General features: G+C 40.1%; 20 protein-coding genes and 1 riboswitch. Of the genes, 10 read left to right on the top strand and 10 right to left on the bottom strand.

The genetic code is table 11. The features are described 5' to 3' along the window. Nucleotides 1–25 precede the first annotated feature (25 nt). Entirely contained in the window at nucleotides 26–730 is a 705-nt protein-coding gene (locus I6F53_RS04170; RefSeq protein WP_197119395.1) for a 2OG-Fe(II) oxygenase, read from the top strand. Between the two features lie 19 nt (nucleotides 731–749). On the opposite strand, the gene I6F53_RS04165 is transcribed toward I6F53_RS04170, so the two are convergent. The 6 genes from I6F53_RS04165 to I6F53_RS04140 form a co-directional block, all read right to left on the bottom strand. Then, nucleotides 750–1,985 carry a cysteine desulfurase-like protein gene (locus tag I6F53_RS04165; RefSeq protein ID WP_165728318.1) on the bottom strand — a complete coding sequence of 412 codons (1,236 nt, stop codon included), beginning with the start codon at nucleotides 1,983–1,985 and terminating at the stop codon, nucleotides 750–752. 9 nt (nucleotides 1,986–1,994) lie between these two features. After that, nucleotides 1,995–2,627, bottom strand: a complete 633-nt coding sequence (locus I6F53_RS04160; RefSeq protein WP_165728319.1) for a 2OG-Fe dioxygenase family protein — start codon at nucleotides 2,625–2,627, stop codon at nucleotides 1,995–1,997. A gap of 200 nt (nucleotides 2,628–2,827) precedes the next feature. After that, on the bottom strand, nucleotides 2,828–5,425 hold the full coding sequence (acnB, locus tag I6F53_RS04155) for a bifunctional aconitate hydratase 2/2-methylisocitrate dehydratase (protein WP_165728347.1): 2,598 nt from the start codon (nucleotides 5,423–5,425) through the stop codon (nucleotides 2,828–2,830). 283 nt (nucleotides 5,426–5,708) lie between these two features. Beyond that, entirely contained in the window at nucleotides 5,709–6,764 is a 1,056-nt protein-coding gene (locus I6F53_RS04150) for an OmpA family protein (RefSeq protein WP_197238591.1), read from the bottom strand. Between the two features lie 389 nt (nucleotides 6,765–7,153). Further along, complete coding sequence (locus I6F53_RS04145; protein WP_197238590.1) at nucleotides 7,154–8,563, bottom strand: protein adenylyltransferase SelO; 1,410 nt, start codon at nucleotides 8,561–8,563, stop codon at nucleotides 7,154–7,156. Nucleotides 8,564–8,574: 11 nt separating this feature from the next. Beyond that, the gene (locus I6F53_RS04140) at nucleotides 8,575–9,270 is read right to left on the bottom strand and encodes a DNA-3-methyladenine glycosylase I (protein WP_024589543.1); all 696 of its coding nucleotides are present in this window, start codon (nucleotides 9,268–9,270) and stop codon (nucleotides 8,575–8,577) included. A 192-nt stretch (nucleotides 9,271–9,462) separates the two neighbouring features. Then, nucleotides 9,463–9,663: riboswitch (Lysine riboswitch) on the top strand. 190 nt (nucleotides 9,664–9,853) lie between these two features. On the opposite strand from I6F53_RS04140, the gene dapA reads away from it, so the two are divergent. The 5 genes from dapA (at nucleotide 9,854) to I6F53_RS04115 (ending at nucleotide 15,077) form a co-directional block, all read left to right on the top strand. Beyond that, nucleotides 9,854–10,738, top strand: coding sequence for a 4-hydroxy-tetrahydrodipicolinate synthase (gene dapA, locus I6F53_RS04135; RefSeq protein ID WP_197238588.1), 885 nt, complete (start codon nucleotides 9,854–9,856; stop codon nucleotides 10,736–10,738). A 15-nt stretch (nucleotides 10,739–10,753) separates the two neighbouring features. Then, nucleotides 10,754–11,494, top strand: coding sequence for a 2,3,4,5-tetrahydropyridine-2,6-dicarboxylate N-succinyltransferase (locus I6F53_RS04130; protein WP_166421698.1), 741 nt, complete (start codon nucleotides 10,754–10,756; stop codon nucleotides 11,492–11,494). Further along, on the top strand, nucleotides 11,494–12,699 hold the full coding sequence (locus tag I6F53_RS04125; RefSeq protein ID WP_197238587.1) for a PLP-dependent decarboxylase: 1,206 nt from the start codon (nucleotides 11,494–11,496) through the stop codon (nucleotides 12,697–12,699). Before I6F53_RS04130 ends, I6F53_RS04125 begins: the two co-directional genes overlap by 1 nt. Nucleotides 12,700–12,704: 5 nt before the next feature. After that, a complete protein-coding gene (locus I6F53_RS04120) occupies nucleotides 12,705–13,826 on the top strand; it encodes a succinylglutamate desuccinylase/aspartoacylase family protein (RefSeq protein WP_197238586.1) in 1,122 nt (373 codons plus the stop codon). A 216-nt stretch (nucleotides 13,827–14,042) separates the two neighbouring features. Beyond that, the gene (locus tag I6F53_RS04115) at nucleotides 14,043–15,077 is read left to right on the top strand and encodes a phospholipase A (protein ID WP_197238584.1); all 1,035 of its coding nucleotides are present in this window, start codon (nucleotides 14,043–14,045) and stop codon (nucleotides 15,075–15,077) included. A 78-nt stretch (nucleotides 15,078–15,155) separates the two neighbouring features. Here I6F53_RS04115 and I6F53_RS04110 read toward each other — a convergent pair whose 3' ends face one another. Further along, entirely contained in the window at nucleotides 15,156–16,049 is an 894-nt protein-coding gene (locus I6F53_RS04110; protein WP_166421701.1) for a bifunctional GNAT family N-acetyltransferase/hotdog fold thioesterase, read from the bottom strand. Between the two features lie 237 nt (nucleotides 16,050–16,286). On the opposite strand from I6F53_RS04110, the gene I6F53_RS04105 reads away from it, so the two are divergent. Then, complete coding sequence (locus I6F53_RS04105) at nucleotides 16,287–17,000, top strand: spermidine synthase (RefSeq protein WP_197238583.1); 714 nt, start codon at nucleotides 16,287–16,289, stop codon at nucleotides 16,998–17,000. Here I6F53_RS04105 and dtd read toward each other — a convergent pair. Both dtd and I6F53_RS04095 read right to left on the bottom strand, forming a co-directional pair. Continuing rightward, on the bottom strand, nucleotides 16,989–17,426 hold the full coding sequence (dtd, locus tag I6F53_RS04100; protein ID WP_166421703.1) for a D-aminoacyl-tRNA deacylase: 438 nt from the start codon (nucleotides 17,424–17,426) through the stop codon (nucleotides 16,989–16,991). The two genes, I6F53_RS04105 and dtd, sit on opposite strands and share 12 nt — an antisense overlap. Then, nucleotides 17,427–18,332 (bottom strand): virulence factor BrkB family protein, encoded by a 906-nt coding sequence (locus tag I6F53_RS04095; protein ID WP_197238582.1) that lies wholly within the window; start codon nucleotides 18,330–18,332, stop codon nucleotides 17,427–17,429. A gap of 87 nt (nucleotides 18,333–18,419) precedes the next feature. Between I6F53_RS04095 and I6F53_RS04090 the strand changes: the two genes are divergently transcribed. The 3 genes from I6F53_RS04090 to I6F53_RS04080 all read left to right on the top strand — a co-directional run bounded on the left by I6F53_RS04090 (nucleotide 18,420) and on the right by I6F53_RS04080 (nucleotide 21,103). After that, nucleotides 18,420–19,076, top strand: a complete 657-nt coding sequence (locus I6F53_RS04090; RefSeq protein WP_197238580.1) for a DUF2959 domain-containing protein — start codon at nucleotides 18,420–18,422, stop codon at nucleotides 19,074–19,076. Between the two features lie 130 nt (nucleotides 19,077–19,206). Further along, the gene (locus I6F53_RS04085; RefSeq protein WP_197238579.1) at nucleotides 19,207–20,307 is read left to right on the top strand and encodes an MBL fold metallo-hydrolase; all 1,101 of its coding nucleotides are present in this window, start codon (nucleotides 19,207–19,209) and stop codon (nucleotides 20,305–20,307) included. A 67-nt stretch (nucleotides 20,308–20,374) separates the two neighbouring features. Beyond that, complete coding sequence (locus I6F53_RS04080; RefSeq protein ID WP_197238578.1) at nucleotides 20,375–21,103, top strand: CBM9 family sugar-binding protein; 729 nt, start codon at nucleotides 20,375–20,377, stop codon at nucleotides 21,101–21,103. A 152-nt stretch (nucleotides 21,104–21,255) separates the two neighbouring features. On the opposite strand, the gene I6F53_RS04075 is transcribed toward I6F53_RS04080, so the two are convergent. Then, nucleotides 21,256–21,870, bottom strand: coding sequence for a hypothetical protein (locus I6F53_RS04075; RefSeq protein WP_197238576.1), 615 nt, complete (start codon nucleotides 21,868–21,870; stop codon nucleotides 21,256–21,258). Between the last annotated feature and the right edge of the window lie 99 nt (nucleotides 21,871–21,969).

Genomic DNA, 21,969 nt, shown 5'->3' with positions numbered 1-21,969 from the left:
AATAATAATTATATAAAGGTAAACCATGACGGACTTTATACGCGTTGTTGATAACGCATTAAGCGATGAATTTTGCGATCAATTTATTACCATATTTGCGCAAAGCCCGCATGTAAAACAAGGAGTGACATCGGGCGGTGTCGACTTAAAGAAAAAAGACAGCCACGACCTACACCTAAACAATCACCCCGAATATGCACAACAATTAAAACACATACAACAAACGACTGCACAGCATGTTTTTAAGTATGTTGAGGAGCATATTTTTATGCTGATTGGGGCGTTTGGTTTAAAGGTCTATCACCCAAAAACAGGTGACGTAGTCGATTTAACCCAAGAGAATTTTGAAGAAGTAGGCAAACCGCAATTACCTTTGCTAGTTCAGCAAATTTTTAGACTCGGTAATATTCAGGCGCAAAAATACGAAGTAAATAAAGGTGGCTATCCTTACTGGCACAGTGAGGTTTACCCTCAGTTACAGCATAACGAGGCGTTGCATCGCGTGTTGCTCTTTATGTTTTATTTAAACGATGTAGAAGAAGGTGGTGAAACAGAGTTTTACTATCAAAATCGTAAAATAGCCCCAAAAAAAGGCACTATGGTAATAGCCCCAGGCTACTTTACACATACTCATAGAGGTAATAAGCCAGTATCAAACGATAAATATATTTTAACCTCGTGGGTACTGTTTAACCGCGCAGAACAAATATACGGTGCGCCAAAGAGTTAGCGCACCAAAACTTACATGATTAACCGAGTAGTTCATCAAATAAGTCAAATAGCTTATCAAGTTCAGCAATCGTGTTGTAATGCATACAACCAATGCGCACTACACCGCCTTTATCAAGCACACCTAATTGTTTACACAAACCTTGTGCGTAAAAATTACCATCCCACACGCAAATATGCTGCTTACCTAAAAATTCAGACACTTCACGTGGCTCAAGCCCTTCAAACGTTAAAGCAAAAGTAGGTGTGCGCTCGTTTAAGCGATCAAAGTCATCAATACCAAATAATTTAATACGCGGATAATTTACCAAACGCGTTAAAAAGTGCTCACTAAGGGCCATTTCGTGCTGTTTAGTTTTAGCAAAGGCAATACTTAGCTTTTCGCGGCGTGAATGGCTGTCGTCAAGTTCGCTAATTGCTGCAATGTAATCAACTGCCGCAATAAAACCAGCCATAGCTTCAAAGCTTTGTGTGCCGGTTTCCCAGCGTCCTGGTGCTACGTCTTTAGCTGGCTCAACTTTATAAGGCGTAAACCCGTCTAAATGCTCTTTTTTACCATAAACCATACCTAAATGCGGGCCAAAAAACTTATATGCAGAGCAGGCTAAAAAGTCGCAATCAAGCGCTTGCACGTCAACAAGCTCGTGTGGTGCGTAATGTACCGCATCAACATAAACAAGTGCGCCTACAGCGTGAGCAAGCTCTACTATACGTTTGATATTGTTAATTGAACCTGTGGTATTTGAAGCGTAAGTTACCGCTACAAGCTTAGTATTGCTGTTTAATAAGCTCTCAAATTGCGCCATGTCTAAGCTACAATCAGCTTCGTTAATAAGTGCGGTGTTAACTTTAACGCCTTTATCTTCAGCTGCTTGTTGCCACGACGACACGTTTGAGAAGTGATCAGCATTGGTTACAATTATTTCATCGCCAGCCTGCCAGTCACGTGAAATAGCACGGCTAAAACTAAACGTAAGGCTGGTCATGTTTGGACCAAACACAATTTGTTGTGAGCTAGGCGCATTAAGTAAATCAGCGGCGGCTTGGCGCGCATTCGCCATCAACTCAACGGTTTTATCGCTTGAGAAAAACGCGCCACCTAGGTTCGAATTATAATGACCTAAATAAGCGGTCATCGCATTAAGCACCGATGTTGGTACTTGCGAGCCACCTGGTCCGTCTAAAAATATTGGCGATTTACCATCAACGTTTTGCATCAATGCAGGAAACTGCTCACGTAATTGCGTTATATTCATGCTTATTCCTTAAGACGTTAATACAAAGCAATCCAGGTAACCTGGTTTGCTAGCATCAATTTTGTTCATCGGTGTTGCGTTATGCCACACTTGACGGTCATTTATTAATGCAAACATGCCGTCTTTTATTTCCATTTTAAAACACGGTTCAGCTTGCTTGTTTTCATATACAAGTAGCTCGCCGCCTTCTAAATTTTCGTGAGAAACACCGCATATACATACATGGTCAAAACCATCTTGATGCACGCCTTCTGGCGCTGCAGGTGTATCGCTATCAATGGCAAGCATACGGAATTGATGGATTTCAATATCACGTTCTTCATCAATACCGGTAAGTTGGCGAAACTCATTCACAATGCTTTTCATGCCTTCTGACTCAAGTAAACTTTGCGCTAGGTTTTCGTAAGTACGCTCTACATTACCCTGAAAAGTATTAATTGAATCGTCTTGAACAAATGCTTTGGTTTGTTGTAACTTTATTTCACCATTTTGCATTTTAACTACTGAGTAACGACGTTTACGAAAGGCACCATCTGCATAAGGATTAGCAGGCAGGTTATCAAAAGAAGGCTTAACCAAATCAATATTTGCTTGGTTAACAAAACGTAGTTGCAGTAAATTCTGGTTGTTTAATGCTGTCATAAAATCTCGCCTAAAATAATGAGAATATTGGTGAGGATTTTAATGCATATAGAAAGGAATTTTTGCTTTATTATTTATATTTAAATTAATTATTAGCTAAATTCAATGTAATAAACCATAAAATAGAGCATTAACTATCTAATATTTATTTTAGCCAATAAAAAACCCGCCGAAGCGGGTTTTTAAACAAACTCTAAAAATTATACAGCTTGTTGAATAATCACGTTGTCTGCTTTTTTAGTGTAAGCAGGCATACGGTGGAAGTTCAAGTAACGGTATGTATCTGACGCCGTTGCATTGATCTTCGCTGCATATTCTTGGTACTCAGCAGATGTTGGTAATCTACCTAAAATAGCGGCTACTGCAGCAAGCTCAGATGATGCTAAGAATACATTAGCGCCATTACCTAAACGGTTAGGGAAGTTACGTGTAGAAGTAGATACTACAGTCGCTTTATCTGCAACACGTGCTTGGTTACCCATACACAGTGAACAACCTGGAGTTTCGATACGTGCGCCAACACGACCAAAGATACCGTAGTAACCTTCTTCCGTAAGTTGGTCTTTGTCCATCTTAGTAGGTGGAGCAACCCAAAGTTGAGTTGGAAGTTGACCTTTAAAGCCATCAAGCAACTTACCAGCAGCACGGAAGTGACCAATGTTAGTCATACAAGAACCGATGAATACTTCATCAATTTTCTCGCCAGCAACATCAGAAAGAAGACGCGCATCATCTGGGTCATTTGGAGCACAAAGAACAGGTTCTTTAATCTCAGCTAAATCAATTTCAACGATATGCTTATACTCTGCATCAGCGTCAGCTTCCATTAGTTCTGGGTTAGCTAACCAATCTTGCATTGCAGTAATACGACGTTCAATCGTACGTACATCGCCGTAACCTTCAGAGATCATCCACTTAAGCATAACAATGTTAGACTCAAGGTACTCAGAAATAGACTCTTTAGAAAGTTTAACTGTACAACCAGCAGCAGAACGCTCTGCAGATGCATCTGATAATTCAAATGCTTGCTCAACAGTAAGGTGCTCAACGCCTTCAATTTCTAGTACGCGACCAGAGAATTCGTTAATTTTACCTTTTTTCTCAACTGTTAATAAACCTTGCTTGATACCGTAGTAAGGGATTGCATGAACAAGGTCACGTAACGTGATACCTGGTTGCATTTCGCCTTTAAAACGAACCAAAATAGATTCTGGCATATCAAGTGGCATAACACCCGTTGCTGCTGCGAATGCTACTGCACCCGAACCTGCTGGGAATGAAATACCTAATGGAAAACGTGTATGTGAATCACCACCAGTACCTACGGTATCTGGTAATAACATACGGTTTAACCACGAGTGAATAATACCATCGCCTGGACGAAGTGAAACACCGCCACGGTTCATGATGAAATCAGGAAGCGTATGGTGAGTGCTTACATCGATAGGCTTAGGATAAGCTGATGTATGACAGAATGACTGCATAGTTAAATCTGCAGAGAAACCTAAACATGCTAGATCTTTAAGTTCATCACGTGTCATAGGACCTGTTGTATCTTGCGAACCAACAGTTGTCATTTTAGGCTCACAGTACTGACCTGGACGAATACCTGCAACGTTACATGCTTTACCAACCATTTTTTGCGCTAGTGTGAAGCCTTTATCAGAAACTTCTGTTGCTGTTGGTACTTTAAATGTATCAGTTGCGCCTAAGCCAAGAGATGTACGCGCTTTATCAGTTAAACCACGACCGATAATTAGTGGAATACGACCACCAGCACGAACTTCATCTAAAATCACATCAGATTTAAGCTCAAAAGTAGAAATCACTTTATCAGTACCATGTTGCTTAACAACACCTTCGTACGGATAAATGTCGATTTGCTCACCCATGTTAAGCTCATCAACATTTAATTCGATTGGTAATGCGCCTGAATCTTCCATTGTATTGAAGAAGATTGGAGCAATTTTATTACCTAAACATACACCGCCAACACGCTTGTTTGGTACGAACGGGATATCATCGCCCATAAACCAAAGTACAGAGTTAGTTGCAGACTTACGAGAAGAACCCGTACCCACAACATCACCTACGTAAGCAAGTGGTAAACCTTTCGTTTTTAATTCTTCAAGCTGAGTAATTGGACCAACTTCGCCCGCTTTATCAGGTGTAATACCGTCACGTTCAATTTTTAGCATTGCTAAAGCATGAAGTGGGATATCTGGACGAGACCATGCATCTGGTGCAGGTGACAAGTCATCAGTATTTGTTTCGCCAGTTACTTTAAATACAGTAACTGAGATCTTTTCAGCAACAGCTGGTTTATTAGTAAACCATTCTGCATTTGCCCAAGACTCGATAATTTGCTTAGCGAATGTGTTACCCGCTTTTGCTTTTTCTTCTACATCGTAGAACGCATCAAACATAAGTAATGTATTTGAAAGGCCTTTAACTACGATTGGTGCAAGTGTTTCGTCATCAAGTAGGTCAATCATTGGCGCGATATTGTAACCGCCCAACATTGTACCTAATAATTCTGCCGCTTTTTCTTTAGAAACAAGCGGAGAATTAGCTTCACCTTTAGATACAGCGGCTAAAAAGCCTGCTTTGATATAAGCTGCATCATCAACACCTGCTGGTATACGGTGGATGAATAAATCTAAAATGAATTCTTCCTCACCTGCCGGTGGAGTTTTTATTAATTCAATAAGATCAGCTGTTTGCTGAGCATCTAATGGCGCTGGTACGATACCTAACGCGGCACGCTCTTCTACGTGTTTACGATAATCTTGTAGCACAATATTGCCCTCTTGGTGACGTGAAAGTATTCGGTAGCGCTTCATGCGCAAATAAGTTACCCAATACTTATAGTATTCTAACGCGTGATTATAAAGCTTTTATAGTTAGATGAAAATCCATCCAGTTACGCAACTGATTATACCGATTATAAATACTATGAATAGTAGTTGTAGTAAAATCTATTTTCATGAATGTTTGTTAAGTAATAATCATTACTATTAACTAAATTGCAGACATAAAAAAACCCAGCCTAAGCTGGGTTTTTATTACAAACTATTTTAATTAACGTAAAACTTTAACGTTTTTGATAGTTTTGATATGCGCTTCTACACGACGGTTTTCTGCGTTTGCAGCTTTAGTGTTAGCATCATTTTTAAGACGCTCTTCACCTAAACCAACTGTAGTAATACGGTCTTTAGCAATACCTTCAGAAACTAATTGCTTAGCTACTGCGTCAGCACGCTTTTTAGACAACCATTTGTTGTAAGTTGCTTTACCTACAGAAGAAGTATGACCTTCTAAAAGTACTGTTGTATCTGGGTACTCTTTTAAGAATGCAGATACTTTTTCAATATCATTTAAGTACTGAGTAGATACTGCTGAAGCATTGTTAGGGAAAGTCACTAATAAGCTTACAGTTACTTCTTTGTCTTCATATAAAGTACAACCAGTGCCATCAACTGCATCAGTCATAGGTGTGTTAGCACACTTATCATCTGCATCAGCAATGTTGTCGTTGTCGCTATCTAAAGGAGCTACAGCCACTTCAACAACTTCAGGAGCTGGTTTAACTGGCTCTACAGGAGCTGAATTTTGACCAAATAAGTAGTTAATACCAATTTTAGCGCCTACATCTGTGTAACCACGGTCAAGACCTTGGTATACAGCTGTTTCAGCATTTACAAATAAGCCATCTGTAATGAAGTGTTGGTAACCAACACCTGCATTTAAGAATGTGTTGTCATCAACTACATCAATTTCTTTAATACCGAAAAGACCGTAGAAAGGACCGCCATTTAAATGGTAAAGAGCATCAATACCGTAACGCTCGCCATCGATATTATTGCGGTTGCCAGCAACTTTATCAAAAGCATTAAAATCCATATCTGCATATTCAAGACGTGCGCTCCAGTAATCACTGAAACGGTAACCAGCTTCAACACCCCAGCCAGTTGATTCATTTACGTCAAGACCAGCTTGATCACGCATGTTTTTCCAAGATGCGTCGTAGTAGTCGCCAAATGCGCCAATGTAGAAACCTTCTTCTTTATCAGCAGCGAATGTAGATGCGCTAGTTGCAGCCAACGCGATTGCAATTGTAAGTGATTTTAATTTCATTGTTTTCTTCCCATTTGAACAATTTAAAATTGTAGCTAATCGATACTAGCTCAATCAGTTTTATATAGACTAACTGAGCCTTTGTTAATCAATACTTAACGAAAAATAAAGTTTATAAATTTTTTAATGCCCTGTCACAACACACATCCACTTACTATAGGCGAAATTAAAACTTTATTGAAAAATAAATATAGTAGTTTTTTGTAAATTAGTACTGAACAAGGAATGTGAGAGCAATTAAATTAAATGCTCTCAGAAATGCAAAGAAATATTGCTTGGCTTTAATTCGGCGCATAATACCACCAGAATTAACATTCCCCTACATATATGCACATTTTTGATTAAAAAATGACTCTTTTTAATCATGTAGTTATATTCAAGGTTAGTAATTAAGTACCACAAAAAGTCTGGTAATCATTATCATTTATCGGTGCAGCCTGAAATTCTGATAGCTTTTCGTCATCAGAATACGGATTTCCCACTATTTTCATAAAGCGCTTTAGTAACTCACTAGACCCTGCAGCATTATACTCTGCAATTATTTTTTCGATCATGTGGTTACGAGGAATTACACGAGGATTTGCCGCTCTCATTACTTCATAACTATTATTGTCAGTTAAGTTTACCCACTTAGCTCTCCATTCGATTAGCGACTCGGGTACTACTGTTTCTCCTTTTAAGGATTCAGTAAGCACATCAAAGGTATTGGTGTAGTCGAGCTGGTTATCTTTTAATAGCGTTAATAACTCTGCAATTAACTCACTTCCGCTTGCATTTTTTGCACGCAAGCCCATTTTTTTCTCCCACATAGCCGTAAACTCAGCATTAAACTGCTCAGCAAAGCTATTAATGTATGGCGTCATTAACGAAACAGCTTGCTCGTCATCATCACTAATAAGCGGTATTAAGCTCTCAGCTAAGCGTGCGCAGTTCCAGTTAGCTATATTAGGCTGGTTACCAAAGGCATAACGACCTTGTTTATCGATAGAGCTAAACACGGTGTCAAAATCAAAATTATTCATCATGGCGCAGGGGCCGTAATCAATGGTTTCTCCGCTTACTAGCGTATTATCGGTATTCATTACTCCATGAATAAAACCAACGCGCATCCAACTAACCACCAATTCAACTTGGCTTTTAATTACAGCGCCTAAAAAGGCTAAATAGCGTTGTGGCCCTGTATCTGTTATTTCTGGGTAGTGTCGTTCAATAGCTAAATCAGCTAAATTTTTAAGCCCTTCAACATCGCCTTGCGTCGCTAAATATTGAAATGAGCCAACACGAATATGGCTCGTTGCTAAACGAGTCACTATGGCACCTGCTTGTGGCGGATTACGATAAACCGTTTCACCACTACCAACGACGGCTAAACATCGGGTGGTTTTAACCCCCAGTGCATGCATTGCCTCGCTCATTACGTACTCACGAATAGCAGGACCAAGTGCACAACGTCCATCTCCCCCTCTTGAGTAAGGAGTAGCACCAGAGCCTTTTAATTGAATATCCCACAACTGGTTTTTATCATCATTAATAGCGCCCAGCAAATGCGCTCGCCCATCGCCTAAACGTGGTGAAAAATGTCCAAATTGGTGCCCAGAGTAACCAAGTGCTACTGCAGGAATCGCCTGCTTTTCGTTACCGCTAAAAGTGCTAGCACGCAAATCAGCTGCAACGTTAATATTAAACTCTTTTGCTAAGCTCTCGTTCCACAGCAATAACTGAGGAGAGGCAACACTTGCAGGAAAATCTTCTATCGCAAAGTTTTCCGTAATGTCTGTGTATCTTGGCACTAATTTCATGGTAATTCCTATTATTGCTGACTTATACCAACACGGTTGTCACCAACGCCATAAGCAACAATTAAACTTAACTCTTGCATACTTAAGCCGCTTTGCTTTTGCATTTCATTAAAAAAAGCTTGGGCAGCACTCAGTGATTTTTTAGTTTGTAAGCCGCCGTCTATAATTTTATGAGCACGTAAGTAATTCTCTACATCGCGTGATAGTAAAAAGGTATCTTTACCAAGTGCTCGTAGCGCATAAGGTCCTGTATTTCCGCCTAAACGCGAACCATGTTTTTTTAAATACGCCCATAAACCAATAATATCGTCTGCTGGCCAATTAGCGACAAACTGGCTAAAACTGCCATGTTCCCCTGCTATTTCGTGGATCATGTAAGCATTTTCGGTAATTGTTTTTACTTTTTTATAGTTACGAACGATTCGCTCATCCGTTGCTTTTTGTTCCAGCATATCGGGTGGCATCATTAATAACTTATCAACGCTAAAATCCCAAAAAACCTCTCTAAAGCCTGGCCACTTATTATTAATGACTGACCAATAAAAGCCGCTTTGAAATACTTTTCGAGTAAATTCCTCAAGCCAATCGTCGTCACTTAACGTGCTTAGTTGTTTTTTAGATAGCGGTTTTGCAAGTAATAACTTAAGCATTTTTTCGGAGCCTTTTCGCTCTACCGCTCGCTTATAAATATCGCTAAATTTTTCCATACTAATTAAATACCTCACTACTTATATTGCTAGTGTACGAGAAAAGCACCCAATACGTAACCACTCCCATTATGGATGAATGAATATGCATTTAGTCGCTTGACACCTAGACGGCTAAAATGCTTTAATCGCCGTAATTACCCTATTTAAATTGCACAGGTTTGTAAGTTTTTACTCTACAAACAGGTGCAAAGGGCTAGAAGAGGTGCGTTATTCAGGTAGCGTATGTTAGGAGCGCAAACTCCAGTGAGCATACGTGAGGGGAATTAACGCCGAGAAGTAATCACTTTTGCGAGGTGTTTATTTCGGGCGACTAGGTTGAACCCTAGCGACTGTCACCAATAGCTGCTTATAACAAGCAGCTTATTAGTTTGGTGGAGAGCTTCTGGTCTTAAATATTAAGGCCGTGCGCCCTATTATTTTAAGCCCATTCGCTCTTCGAATTATTAGTTCGAACGACGTTAATGCGGCTCCTTCCATAAAGCTTTTTAACTCTTCGAATACTACCAATTGCATTAAATTAGTTATCGCTAAAATGATCACGTATTTAATAAAATTGGTACAAATTATAAGTTCGTGAGAGATGATCAACAATTTCAATTTAAACGACTACTCATTGTGGACCGCGCTTGTTACGCCATTTGATCAACACGGCGATGTTGACTACAACACGTTAACTAAGCTGGTTAGGGATCAAGAAGCCGCACATAACGGTATTTTGCTACTCGGCAGTACGGGCGAAGGTTTAGCGCTTACGCAAAAAGAGCAACAAGCCATTGTTGAGCACGTATGCAAGCTAAAACCCACAGTGCCACTCATGGTTGCTGTGGGCGGTAGTAATCTAAAACAACAAATTGAGTGGGTTAACTTCTGTAATACGCTGCCTATTCATAGTTTTTTACTTGGCTCACCCCTTTATGCAAAGCCCGGCGCTATAGGTCAAACTCATTGGTTTGAAAGCCTACTTAATGCAAGCGCTCACCCATGTATGCTTTATAACGTACCTGGTCGCAGTGCTGTAAGCATTCCAACAGCAACAATTCAAAACTTACAAAACAATAAAAATTTATGGGCACTAAAAGAAGCGAGCGGCAGTATTGCTCAATTTGAAGCTTACCGCCAAGCTGCACCTAATTTAGCTATTTACAGTGGCGACGATGCGCTAATGCCTTATTTTGCTCAAGCTGGCGCAAAAGGTTTGGTGTCGGTAGCTGCAAACGCATGGCCGGTGCAAACCCATGAATTTGTAAAGCGTAGTTTAAGCGGTCAATACCCTAATTTATTTGCCCAGTGGTCAAGCGCTATTAATAGCCTATTTGCTGTCGCAAACCCTATTCCCGTAAAGGTACTGATGCATTTGCAAGGTCGCTTAAGCAGCCCGCAACTGCGTCCACCTTTAACACATCTTGAGTTAACTCAAACCGATTGCATCACAACTGCAAACAACACCATTTTATCTTGGCATTAAATACAGGTTTTTATAATGAGCTGGTTAGAACTATTAAATAATTTAGAATCGGGCGCAGTACGCGCAGCATCACAAAACGAAAGCGGCCAATGGCAAGCTAACGTAGAAGTAAAACAAGGCATTTTAGAAGCCTTTAAAAATGGCACTAATACTGAGTTTGCAGGTGGTTTTGTTGATAAACATAACCTAGCTCCGCAAGAGTTTAGTGCTGAAGATGGCGTGCGTATGGTGCCGGGTGGTTCAAGTGTTCGCCGTGGTGCTTATGTTGCTAAAGGCACGATTATTATGCCACCAGCGTATGTAAACATTGGTGCATACATCGACGAAGGCACAATGGTAGATAGCCACGCACTAGTGGGCTCGTGTGCACAAGTAGGTAAAAACGTACATTTAAGTGCTGCAGTGCAGCTTGGTGGTGTACTTGAGCCAATTGGTGCAAGCCCAGTCGTTGTAGAAGACGATGCCTTTATTGGTGCAGGCTGTATTCTTGTTGAAGGCGTAGTCATTAAAAAAGGTGCAGTACTCGCTCCTGGCGTGCGTTTATCGGCAACTATTCCGGTTTACGACTGCGTAAACGAGCGCCAGCTTGATAAAGGCGAGCCAATCCCTGAGTACGCCATTGTAATACCAGGCTCTCGCCCTGCGTCAAACGAATGGGCGCGCGAGCAAGGCTTAAGCATGTCGTGTGCGTTAATTGTTAAATACCGCGACGAGCAAAGCGATGCATCGTTATTACTTGAAGAGGTTTTACGATAATGAGCTTTTTGAGCACGCCTATCAAAACTGCTGTAAATACAATTACACAACAACTTGATACCCCTTTTTTTGTTTACGACCTAGATCAACTAAACACGCATCTTGCGCGTTTAGTTGCGCAAACCGATGTAAAACTGTGGTACGCGGTAAAAGCAAATCCACTGTCTAAAATTATTCAAAGCTTAGACAGCGCTGGCTTTAATTTTGACGTAGCAAGTAAAGGTGAGCTTGAGCAAGTGCTAGCACAAGGCATTAGTTCGCAGCGCGTGCTCAACACAGGGCCTGCAAAAAGCCCTAAACAAATTAAACATTTTATTGAGCGCGGCGTGCGCATATTTGTTACCGAAAGCCTTAATCAAGTACGTTGGTTAAACCAACAAGCGCAACTACAAAATACGCAACTCCAAGTACTACTGCGAGTGCAATTACGTTGGCCTGAAGGTGAAAAAAACCCACTGGGCGGCGACAGCCTTACGCCGTTTGGTTTGGGTTGTGATGAGTGGCAAGCACTCAATGTAGCCGAGTACCCTGCACTTAAGTTTGACGGCTTACATATTTTTCAGTGGGGCAATATGCTTAGCACGCAAAAGCTAAGCGAATTGTGGTCACAAATGATTGCACCCCTTAGCCAACTTGCCAGCGATTTAAATATTAGCCTTAAAATTCTCGATTTAGGTGGCGGTTTAGGTATTCCATACACACAAAGCGAAACAACACTTGATTGGGATGACTTAATAGCTGCGCTCGCTAAAATTAAAAATGATGCGGGTGTAGAAGAGTTATGGATGGAACTGGGTCGTTATGCCGTTGGCGAATGCGGTCATTACGCAAACCCAGTAGTAGAGCGCAAACAAAACTATAATCAACAGCAAGTAATTTTAAGCGGCGGTATAAATCACTTATTACGCCCTGCTGTTACCAGCCAAGACTTTCCTGCTGCATTACTACGTGAATCCAGTGCTAAAACTCAAGCGGTCACTTTATACGGCCCACTTTGTACAGCGCTTGATTGCTTGGGTGAACATAACTTACCAAGCGATTTAAATGAGCACGACTGGCTAGTGTTTAGCCAATGCGGTGCTTACGGCTTTACCGAAAGTATGCCGTATTTTTTATGCCATGAGCTCGCTGCCGAGTACACATTGCAAAACGGTAAACTTACCTGTGTTCGCCAAGCCGAAAATGCCAGCCACTACTTAAGGTAATAAGCATGAGTAATACAACACACATCAGCCAAGAGAACATTGTAGTAGGGGAAGTTGCAAACGGCTTACCACTTACAATTCCTGTGTATCGTTTAAAAGGCGATGACACAGGGCCAAGTGTTTACATTCAGGCCAATATGCATGGCGCTGAAGTGCAAGGTAACGCAGTTATTTTTCAGCTGCTTGAGCAATTAAAACACCTTAACCTTAGTGGCGATATTACCCTTGTACCTTATGCAAATCCTATTGGCTGTAATCAAAAATCTGGCGAGTTTACCCTTGGCCGATTCGATCCGATTACGGGTACTAATTGGAATCGCATGTATCACTACAATAAAAATTTAGTGACACAGTTTGCACAAAATCATACTCAGTATGACGACGCTACATTAAAAAGTAACTTCAAACAGGCACTTATTGACGAAGTAGACAGCAAACTCAACGGCCCTGCTTATTTACTTAATACGGGTAAACGCATTGCGCTTAACTTACAAAAGCTCGCGCATCAAGCTGATATAGTGCTCGATTTACACACAGGCCCTATTTCAAGCAAGCATCTGTACTGCCCAACCTATGCAACCGACAGCGCACGTTACTTTAATATTGAACATGTATTGCTTATTCCTAGTGATTTTGACGGTGCGATGGATGAAGCAAACTTTTGCCCATGGTGGCATTTAAGTGATGCGCTTAGCGGACAAGGTCGCGAATTATCAATACCTGTAGAAGCATTTACTGTAGAGCTAGGCAGCCAAGAAAAAATAGACTTAAAAGAAGCATTAAACGATGCAAACAGCATTTTAAGTTACTTAAATCACAAAGGCGTATTACAAAACGCACCGCATACGCCAGCCAACATCACTCGCTATGCATGTAATTTAGATGACTACTTTGCTTATTACGCCCCTATTGGCGGCATGGTTGAATACATAGCCCCCCTTGGCGGACATATTAAAGCCGGTGAGCCCATTGCCAATATTTTGCGAATGGAACGCTACTTGAGCGAGCAACCACTGCAAACTCTTACCCTCGATTGCGATGCAATAGCCATTCTGCACTTTGCCTCGGCAAGTGTTAACCAAGGCACCGAACTTTATAAGTTTTTTACTAACATATTTGAGCTTTAGCTCACCCTTCTTATTGCGTGAGAGCACGTTGGCCAAAATGGTTAATTTGCATTAAAAAAGCGGCCTAGGTCGCTTTTTTTCTGATCTTTATCTACTTAATGTTCGTATGTGTTGTGTTGTGAACAAAAATTCAGTAAAAGTTCACCGTTACAAATGTAAAAAGACGTTATAATTAAATTAACGCATACAACAACCCATTCTCACAAAGGAATTACAATGAGCTGGCGCCACTGGATCACACTTTCTGCTTTAATAAGTACAGCTACCTTCGCACAAGAAGAAGTTGCTACAAATGAGCAAGACAACGACATTGAACTTGTAAAGCAATGTATTTTAAATGAAGTAATTGGCGGAGATGGTAAACAAACATTAGACGATCTTCGTAAAAAGTGTTCAGCTCTTGAAGAAAACAAACAACTTACCGCGCTTGATAAACGCCAAGCTCGTGAAGAAGTAGGTAAAAAAAATAGAAATGTAATTACGCCACATAAGCGTAACTATATTTTACCGCTTTCGTACGTATCACACCCAAACGATCGCCCATTTGATGGCTTTGATGCACTAACCGACGACAACGACGGTGAACCGCTCGACAACTTAGAAGCAAAATACCAGCTATCGATAAAAGTGCCTCTTTACGATGATTTTTCGGATAAAGACCAAGCCATATTTTTTGGCTTTACACTGCAATCATATTGGCAGATTTATAACTCAGAAATTTCTTCTCCATTTCGTGAGACCAACTACGAACCAGAGATATTTTGGATAAATTACCTCGACCCAGAAAACGTATTATGGGGCGACGAAATGGCAATCGCCTTGGGTATTTCGCATCAATCAAATGGTCGAAGCCAACCAAACTCACGTTCGTGGAACCGTATTTATGCAGACTTTATCTGGGAAAACAGAGGCTTTGTTTTTAGCTTTAAACCTTGGTACCGAATAGCCGAGGACGAAAAAGAAGATATTTTAGAAGCCAAAGGCGACGACAACCCAGACATATACAAATACATGGGTTACTTTGAATTTAGTGGTGCATATCGTTTTCACGACCATGAATTTAGTTTTATGACACGTAATAACTTAAATTCAGATAACCGTGGGGCAATTCAACTCGATTGGTCATTTCCTTTATGGGGTCGCGTTCGTGGTTATGCACAATACTTTAACGGTTATGGCGAAAGCTTAATTGATTACAACGCCGATATTGAACGTATTGGTGTAGGTATATTATTAACTGACTTGTTGTAAAATAAGCTCACAAAAAAGCCAAGCTATGTGGATTGTTCCACGGCTTGGCTTTTTACTTTTCGGCATTAAATTAAACTGTTATTTTTTAACAGCAAACACACCTTCAAACTCTGCAACTACATTGTCACCATCATAAATAGTAACAGGCACAACATAGCTTGCTTTACCTTCGGTTTCTAAATCGCTCAACTTACCTTTGCAGGCTTGCAAATCTACACAGCCACGTGGGTCTGTAGTTAGTGGTTTTAAATATTTAATATTAGCATCGGCTAACACAATATTACCTTCAAGCCCTGCTTCTTTAAGTGCTAAGTACGTAGCGCCCCAACCTGTAAGTGTTGCCAAGCTATAAATAGATCCTGCAAACATCGTGTTATGTAAGTTTAAGTTAGCGTCTAAATCTGCACTGGTTGTAAATTGCCAATCGGTGTAGCTTTCTACTTTAATACCCATTGCATCACTAATTGGAATTGATTCGCGCCAAATATTTTGCAGCACTTGCGTCCAATTTGGATGGCGAAACCAACCTGGCTCACTTGGCTTTTGCTTTATCATTTTAAAGTGCTGTACATCGCCGTAAGCTAAATGCGCTTTTTCTTTTAATTCGTAGCCATGGCGCTTATAAAACTCAAGTGCACGCTCGCGTGCAAACAAAACCAGTTCATCGGCATTTTGTGTCCATGCTATTTTTTCAAGTTCGTGAAGTAATCGGCTACCAATATGTTGATTACGATTACCCTCCGCAACGGCCATATAGCGTACTTGTGCTTGTTCATGACTATTAAAGTGCAAACGAGCTACGCCTAGCACTTCGCCTTCTTTATTTTTTATAAAGCGATGCTCAGAGTCTTGTTCCATATCGTCTTGTTCTGAGCCACGAGGCTCGCCCCAAGGCGCGCGTAATACCTGCCAACGCAATTGGTAATACGCTTGCCAATCTTCGCTACTTTGTGGGGTGCTTACCTGAAACATACATACTCCTGTTGTTATATAAGCCGTAAATAAAAGTCAAAAAAAGGCTACGGCGCTATACTAATCGTATTGGTTATCTACCAAGCTAGAAATTAGGTCGATTGGTATTATTATGGCAAATACCATACTCCATCTTAAAAAAACTGCAAATACGACTTTGGTGATGGCTGTAAAATAACGTAAAAAAATAATGACAAAGGCCATTGCGCTTTAACGTTGCTAGTTTATGCTGAGAATATGACTGAAAAAATCAATTATATAAATTCACTAACTGGTTTGCTGAGCGATCAATTTATTGAAAATAGCCACAGCATTGGTCAGTTAATCTATTGGCATAAGTGCAGTGGCGACCACATTCAAGTGCGTGAGCACGAGCAGTTACGCTGGTTACTTATTAACGACACTCTTCAATCTGTTATTGATTTAAATAACCCGGATTTATTACTTTTTCCACATTTATTGTGCCTAGGTAAGCATTGGCAAGCTCTTAGCGCGCCACAGAAGGTGTTAGAACTCGGCCTTGGCGGCGGTGCAATTCGTAATTATTTACAGCACAAATACCCTAAAGCACAAATAACATCGGTTGAAAAAAATGCCGATATTATTGATTGCTACACACAATTTTTTTCGTCAAATAAAAATGAGCGATTGCTTTGCGCCGATGCACAGCAGGTTTTAAAAAGTGCACAAAAAATTGATTGGATTATTCTCGATTTATTTAGCCAAATAGACGCGCCTCGATTTTTATTTGAAGAGGCATTTTATAAAAAAATCTACTCGGCTTTAAATAACAACGGCATGCTATTTATTAACTTTTTATCGCAGCATGATTCGCAATTAAAGCAACTTCAGCAGCTATTACTCGATGTATTTGGCTGTAACGTCAGCCCGCAAAAAATTACGGGCTACGTAAATCATATTGTAGTGATAACCAAAAACTTAAACAGATAAGTTAAACGTAACGGGTCCGTCGTTACACAAGCTTACTTGCATATCGGCACCAAACTCACCGGTGGCTATTGTAAGCCCCAACTCTTTAGCTTGAGTAACAAAGTACTCATAAAGCTCGTTAGCTTGGCTTGGTGTTGCCGCAGATGAAAAACTAGGACGCATACCCTTTTTAGTATCTGCCGCTAGCGTAAATTGCGACACCACTAATAACTCACCGCCAATATCTTTTAGGCTTAAGTTCATTTTATCGTTTTCGTCAGTAAAAATACGGTAATTACTTACCTTGTGTAAAAGCTTATCGGCCGTTTGTTTATCGTCGTGTTTTTCAACGCCTAGCAACAACAATATACCTTGGCTAATTTCGCCTACCACTTGGTTGTTTATTTCTACTTTTGCGTGTGTTACGCGTTGTATTAAACCTTGCATTTACACTTTATCCTTTACTGCTGGCTCGTCATCTTCAAGCTCTATTTCTGGCGTTTCTGGAATATCATTTGGGCTAATGCACGCTGTAAATTCAGCACCTAACAGCACAACAATCCATGACAAATACACCCACACAAACAAAATAGGAATGGTCGCTACTGCGCCATAAATAACTTCGTACGAAGGGAAATGGCTAATATAAAGTGCAAATCCCTTTTTAGTTAGCTCAAATAAAAGTGCTGCAAATAAAGCGCCTGGTACAGCCGCTTTAAATGACACTCTTGTATTAGGCACTAAAGTGTAGAGCATAATAAAGCCCGCCATCGAAATACCATAAGGTAATAGCTTTAACAAAAATCCACTAAACCCCGGAATCCCCTGATCAGCAAACGACACCAACGACACAATATAAGAAGTAACACCAATACTGGCACCTAAAAGTACAGGACCTAAGCTTAATACCATCCAATACACAGCAAATGAGATCATCATCGGGCGTTTTTTCTTAATTCGCCAAATACGATTAAGCGTCGCATCAACATTACGTATTAACAGCAAAGCAATGGCCGCTAAAAAACCAATACCCACGGCGGTCATTTGGTTTGCATTACCTGTAAACGAGCTAATATGCTCTCTAATTACATCTGTTGAAGTAGGCACAAGATTAGTAAACAAAAAGCTTTCTATTTCTAGTCGAGTCGACTCAAACCCCGGAAAAGCCGAAAATATAGCAACACCCACAGCAATAAGTGGGATCAACGAAAGTAAGGTAACGTAGGCTAAATAACCCGCATTCACTGTTATTTGATCGTCTATACACCGGTTAACGTACTGCATCCACCATGCAGGCTGTTGGCGCATAAAGGACTTAACTTGCTGTTTGTAATGGGAGAGCTTATCATTCATACAATTGACTTGTGCTTATGTAATTTTGATTATAATAACAATCAGCGCCATAATTTACAGCACTAACACTCGTAAACAGGAATTCAAATGAAAAAACAAACATTACTTAGTGTTTCAATGCTTGTATTAACACTTACTTTATCGGGCTGCCAATCAGCTTATTATTCAGCGATGGAAAAAGTGGGTGTTCACAAACGCGATATTCTTATTGACCGCGTAGAAGAAACCAAAGACTCACAACAAGAGTCGCAAGAAGAATTTAAATCGGCACTTGAACGTTTAACTACACTTATTGATTTTAATGGTGGCGAACTACAAGACACTTACAATCAATTAAACGATGACTACGAGTCGAGCTTAAAAGCCGCTAACGAAGTGTCAACAAACATCAATAAAGTAGAAGACGTAGCAGAAGCGCTATTTGATGAATGGGGCGATGAGCTAGAGCAATATAAAAGTGCCTCACTTAAACGTGAAAGCAGTAAAAAGCTAGCCGCTACTAAGCGTCAATTTGATCAGCTATTACGCTCAATGCGCAGTGCTGAGGACAAAATGGAGCCAGTATTAACATCGCTTCATGATAACGTTTTGTACTTAAAGCATAACTTAAATGCACAAGCGGTATCGGCTATTAAAGGCGAGTTCACTAACCTTAAGCGCGATATTCAATTGTTGATGAACGACATGAACAAATCGATTGCCGATTCAAACAAATTTATAGAGCAAATGAATAGCGCAGGCTAATCAGTTTAAACTCTTTTATTAAGCCTGCAAAATTGCAGGCTTTTTTATTGTTACTTTTTGTTACCTTTGAATTATTCGTTAATCTGCTGTTGTTGTTATACTTTTACAAAATAATAACTAGATTACGACAATGAAACTAACCACCTTTAGCCTCATCACTACATGTATGCTGCTAAGCGCTTGCCAAACAGCCAATCACATTGAGGTCATTGCAGGGGAAGGTACCGTTACTCCACTGCATCAAGATGGCGAACGAGAAGGACGCTTTCATAATCTCTACCCCGGTAAAAAAACTTACCCTACTACCTGCGAAGCTGACTGCTATCCAACGAGCCCTAAACTACAGTGCGAAACAGACAGTGAAAACTGCCAATATATTGCTGATCAAGTAATTCCGAAATTAAATACCGGATACACTGTTCGCTGGCTTGGGCATGCAGGATTTATGATCCGCACACCTAACGGGCAGCAAATGCTATTTGACCCAGTTAAAGAGCAATTTGATTCACCTGTTGATTTAGCCTTTAGGCTAGCCTCAGGGTTTTATAGACAACCCAGCGATTGGCTAACACAAAGTGAACTCGAAAACTTAGACGCTGTGATGTACTCGCATATTCATTACGATCATTTTAATAAAGCAGATATAGAAGAGTTAGGTAATAAACCTCGCTACTTAACACCACTGGGCATGGCCGACAACTTCCCAACTGGCGGGTTTAACATTAGCGAAATGGCTTGGTACGCAAAAACAAACATTAGCGATTTAGCTATTCATGCCTTACCTGCTCATCACTTTAGTAGCCGAGTAATGATACCCTTTATTTATGAAGATAACGATAAAGACCTATGGAACGGCTGGCTCCTTGAGCAAAACGGCAAGACCTTATTTTTTGCAGGCGATACCGGCTACTCAAAGCACTTTAAGGACATTAAGGACATTAAGCAAAAATATAGTGATATAGATATATGCTTAATGCCAATAGCGTCTTATTACAGTGAAGAGAGCCCTAGTTGGTATCGTTACGTACACACCACACCAGAGGATGCACTAAACGCCGCGAATGATCTTAACTGTAAAGTAATGATACCTTGGGGTTATGGTAACTCAACGTGGAAAATGGGCGACCGCACTAGTCATTCAGCCTTACTGCGCTTATTGCACATGCACACAAAAATGGATGCTAAAACACCTTTGTATATTTTAAACGAAGGCGAAAGTATTTCACTGTAACTAATTACTCAACTGTTTTAGGATGTGTGTTACACCAATATAAATACACAATAAAATTGAGAGATTAATGAAAAAATTAGCACTCGCCTTAAGCTTTTTATTAAGCGCTCCTGCAATGGCGATTGATGTTGAACATACATCAACCCCAATTACTGTCGATGGCGTATCAGAAAGCGCGTGGGATAAAGCCGCTTGGCACGACATGCCTTATTTAATGGATGGCACATTGCCATCAAGCGATGCCGACTTTAAAGGGCGTTATCGTTTACTGTGGGATCAAAACTATTTATATCTACAAGCCGATATTGTGGATGACGTTTTAATTGATACACACGCCGATCCAACCTATAAATATTGGGATGACGATGCGCTAGAAGTGTTTATAGACAGCGATGCATCGGGCGGAAACCACCAATTTAATCACACCGCTTTGGCGTACCACATTGGCCTTGATAACCAAGCTGCCGATTACGGCCCTGATAAAAAAGCCCATTTGTACACCGACCACCTAGTCAGTAACTGGAAGCGCAACACCACCGCACCTTTTAACATTACGTGGGAAGTAGCAATAAAACTCTACCCTAATGATTATAAAGAAGGAGCTAAAAACACCCCACTTACACTGAGCGAAAAGCAAGTCATTGGCTTTATGTTAGCGTATTGCGATAACGACGGCAGCAAAGTGCGCGAGCACTTTATGGGTTCACACGAAGTACAGCCAGTAAACGGCGACAGAAACCGTGGATTTATAGACGCAGATGTATTTGGCAAAATAACCCTACTCCCTAAAAAGTAAGCCACCCCACCAATAAAAAATTAAGTAGGTTGGGTTGAGCGAAGCGAAACCCAACGAAAAGATACCCTACCAACAAACGCGAGAGCTTTGCATTATCGATTACTTAAATAAAGATCAAAGTAAAAATATTACCTACTTGACCTGTAACAATATTAATCTTGAGTTTTTTCTAGATCGACTAGCCAATGATTATTTTCAAAGTCTTTTTTTTCCGACTCATCAAACTCAAATACTCTTTTAAAAATACTGTTCAAGTCAAATAGGAATTGTCCTTTATCTAAAACTTCTAACCTTGCTTGAATATTTTTTTCCCAACCGTTGTCGCTTGTATTTAGAAGTACTTTCTCAGCATTAGAGTGAGCAAGAGTATTCCTCAAGTTAATTATTTTACTTATTTTTTCATTAGTCTCTTTATCAAGATCTATATCCAATTTTAACTTTATATAATCTTTCCATTTATCTCTAACCCTCAAATTTTTAAGTCGATTGCTTAACTTCAAATACCTTGCGCCATAATAATTAATATATGCTTCTAATGTGAGCGCAGCATATAAAACGAAAGAATTTGAATAAAATATGAAAGAATGAATATGCAATCTATCTTCTTTACTTAACTGACCTGATTTCTCCCTAGCTTCTTTATATTTAGGATACGCTGCTTGTATTGAAAAAAAACAGTCTACCGTGAAATTGTAATACAGTTCATATTGCTTCTCTAAAATATATGTTTCACCATCATCGTTTTTAAGTAATATTCCAGTATGCATAGTTAATTCCTTTTTACATTTTCCAATTTATTTAATATTCAAAATAGCACTCATTTAAATTTAAATAAATGAATCTCACCCACAAAAAAGCCGCTGTAT

This window comes from Pseudoalteromonas sp. SWN29, from assembly GCF_015864465.1.
Taxonomy (GTDB): Bacteria; Pseudomonadota; Gammaproteobacteria; order Enterobacterales; family Alteromonadaceae; genus Pseudoalteromonas.
This window is presented reverse-complemented; position numbering and strand designations above follow the sequence as displayed.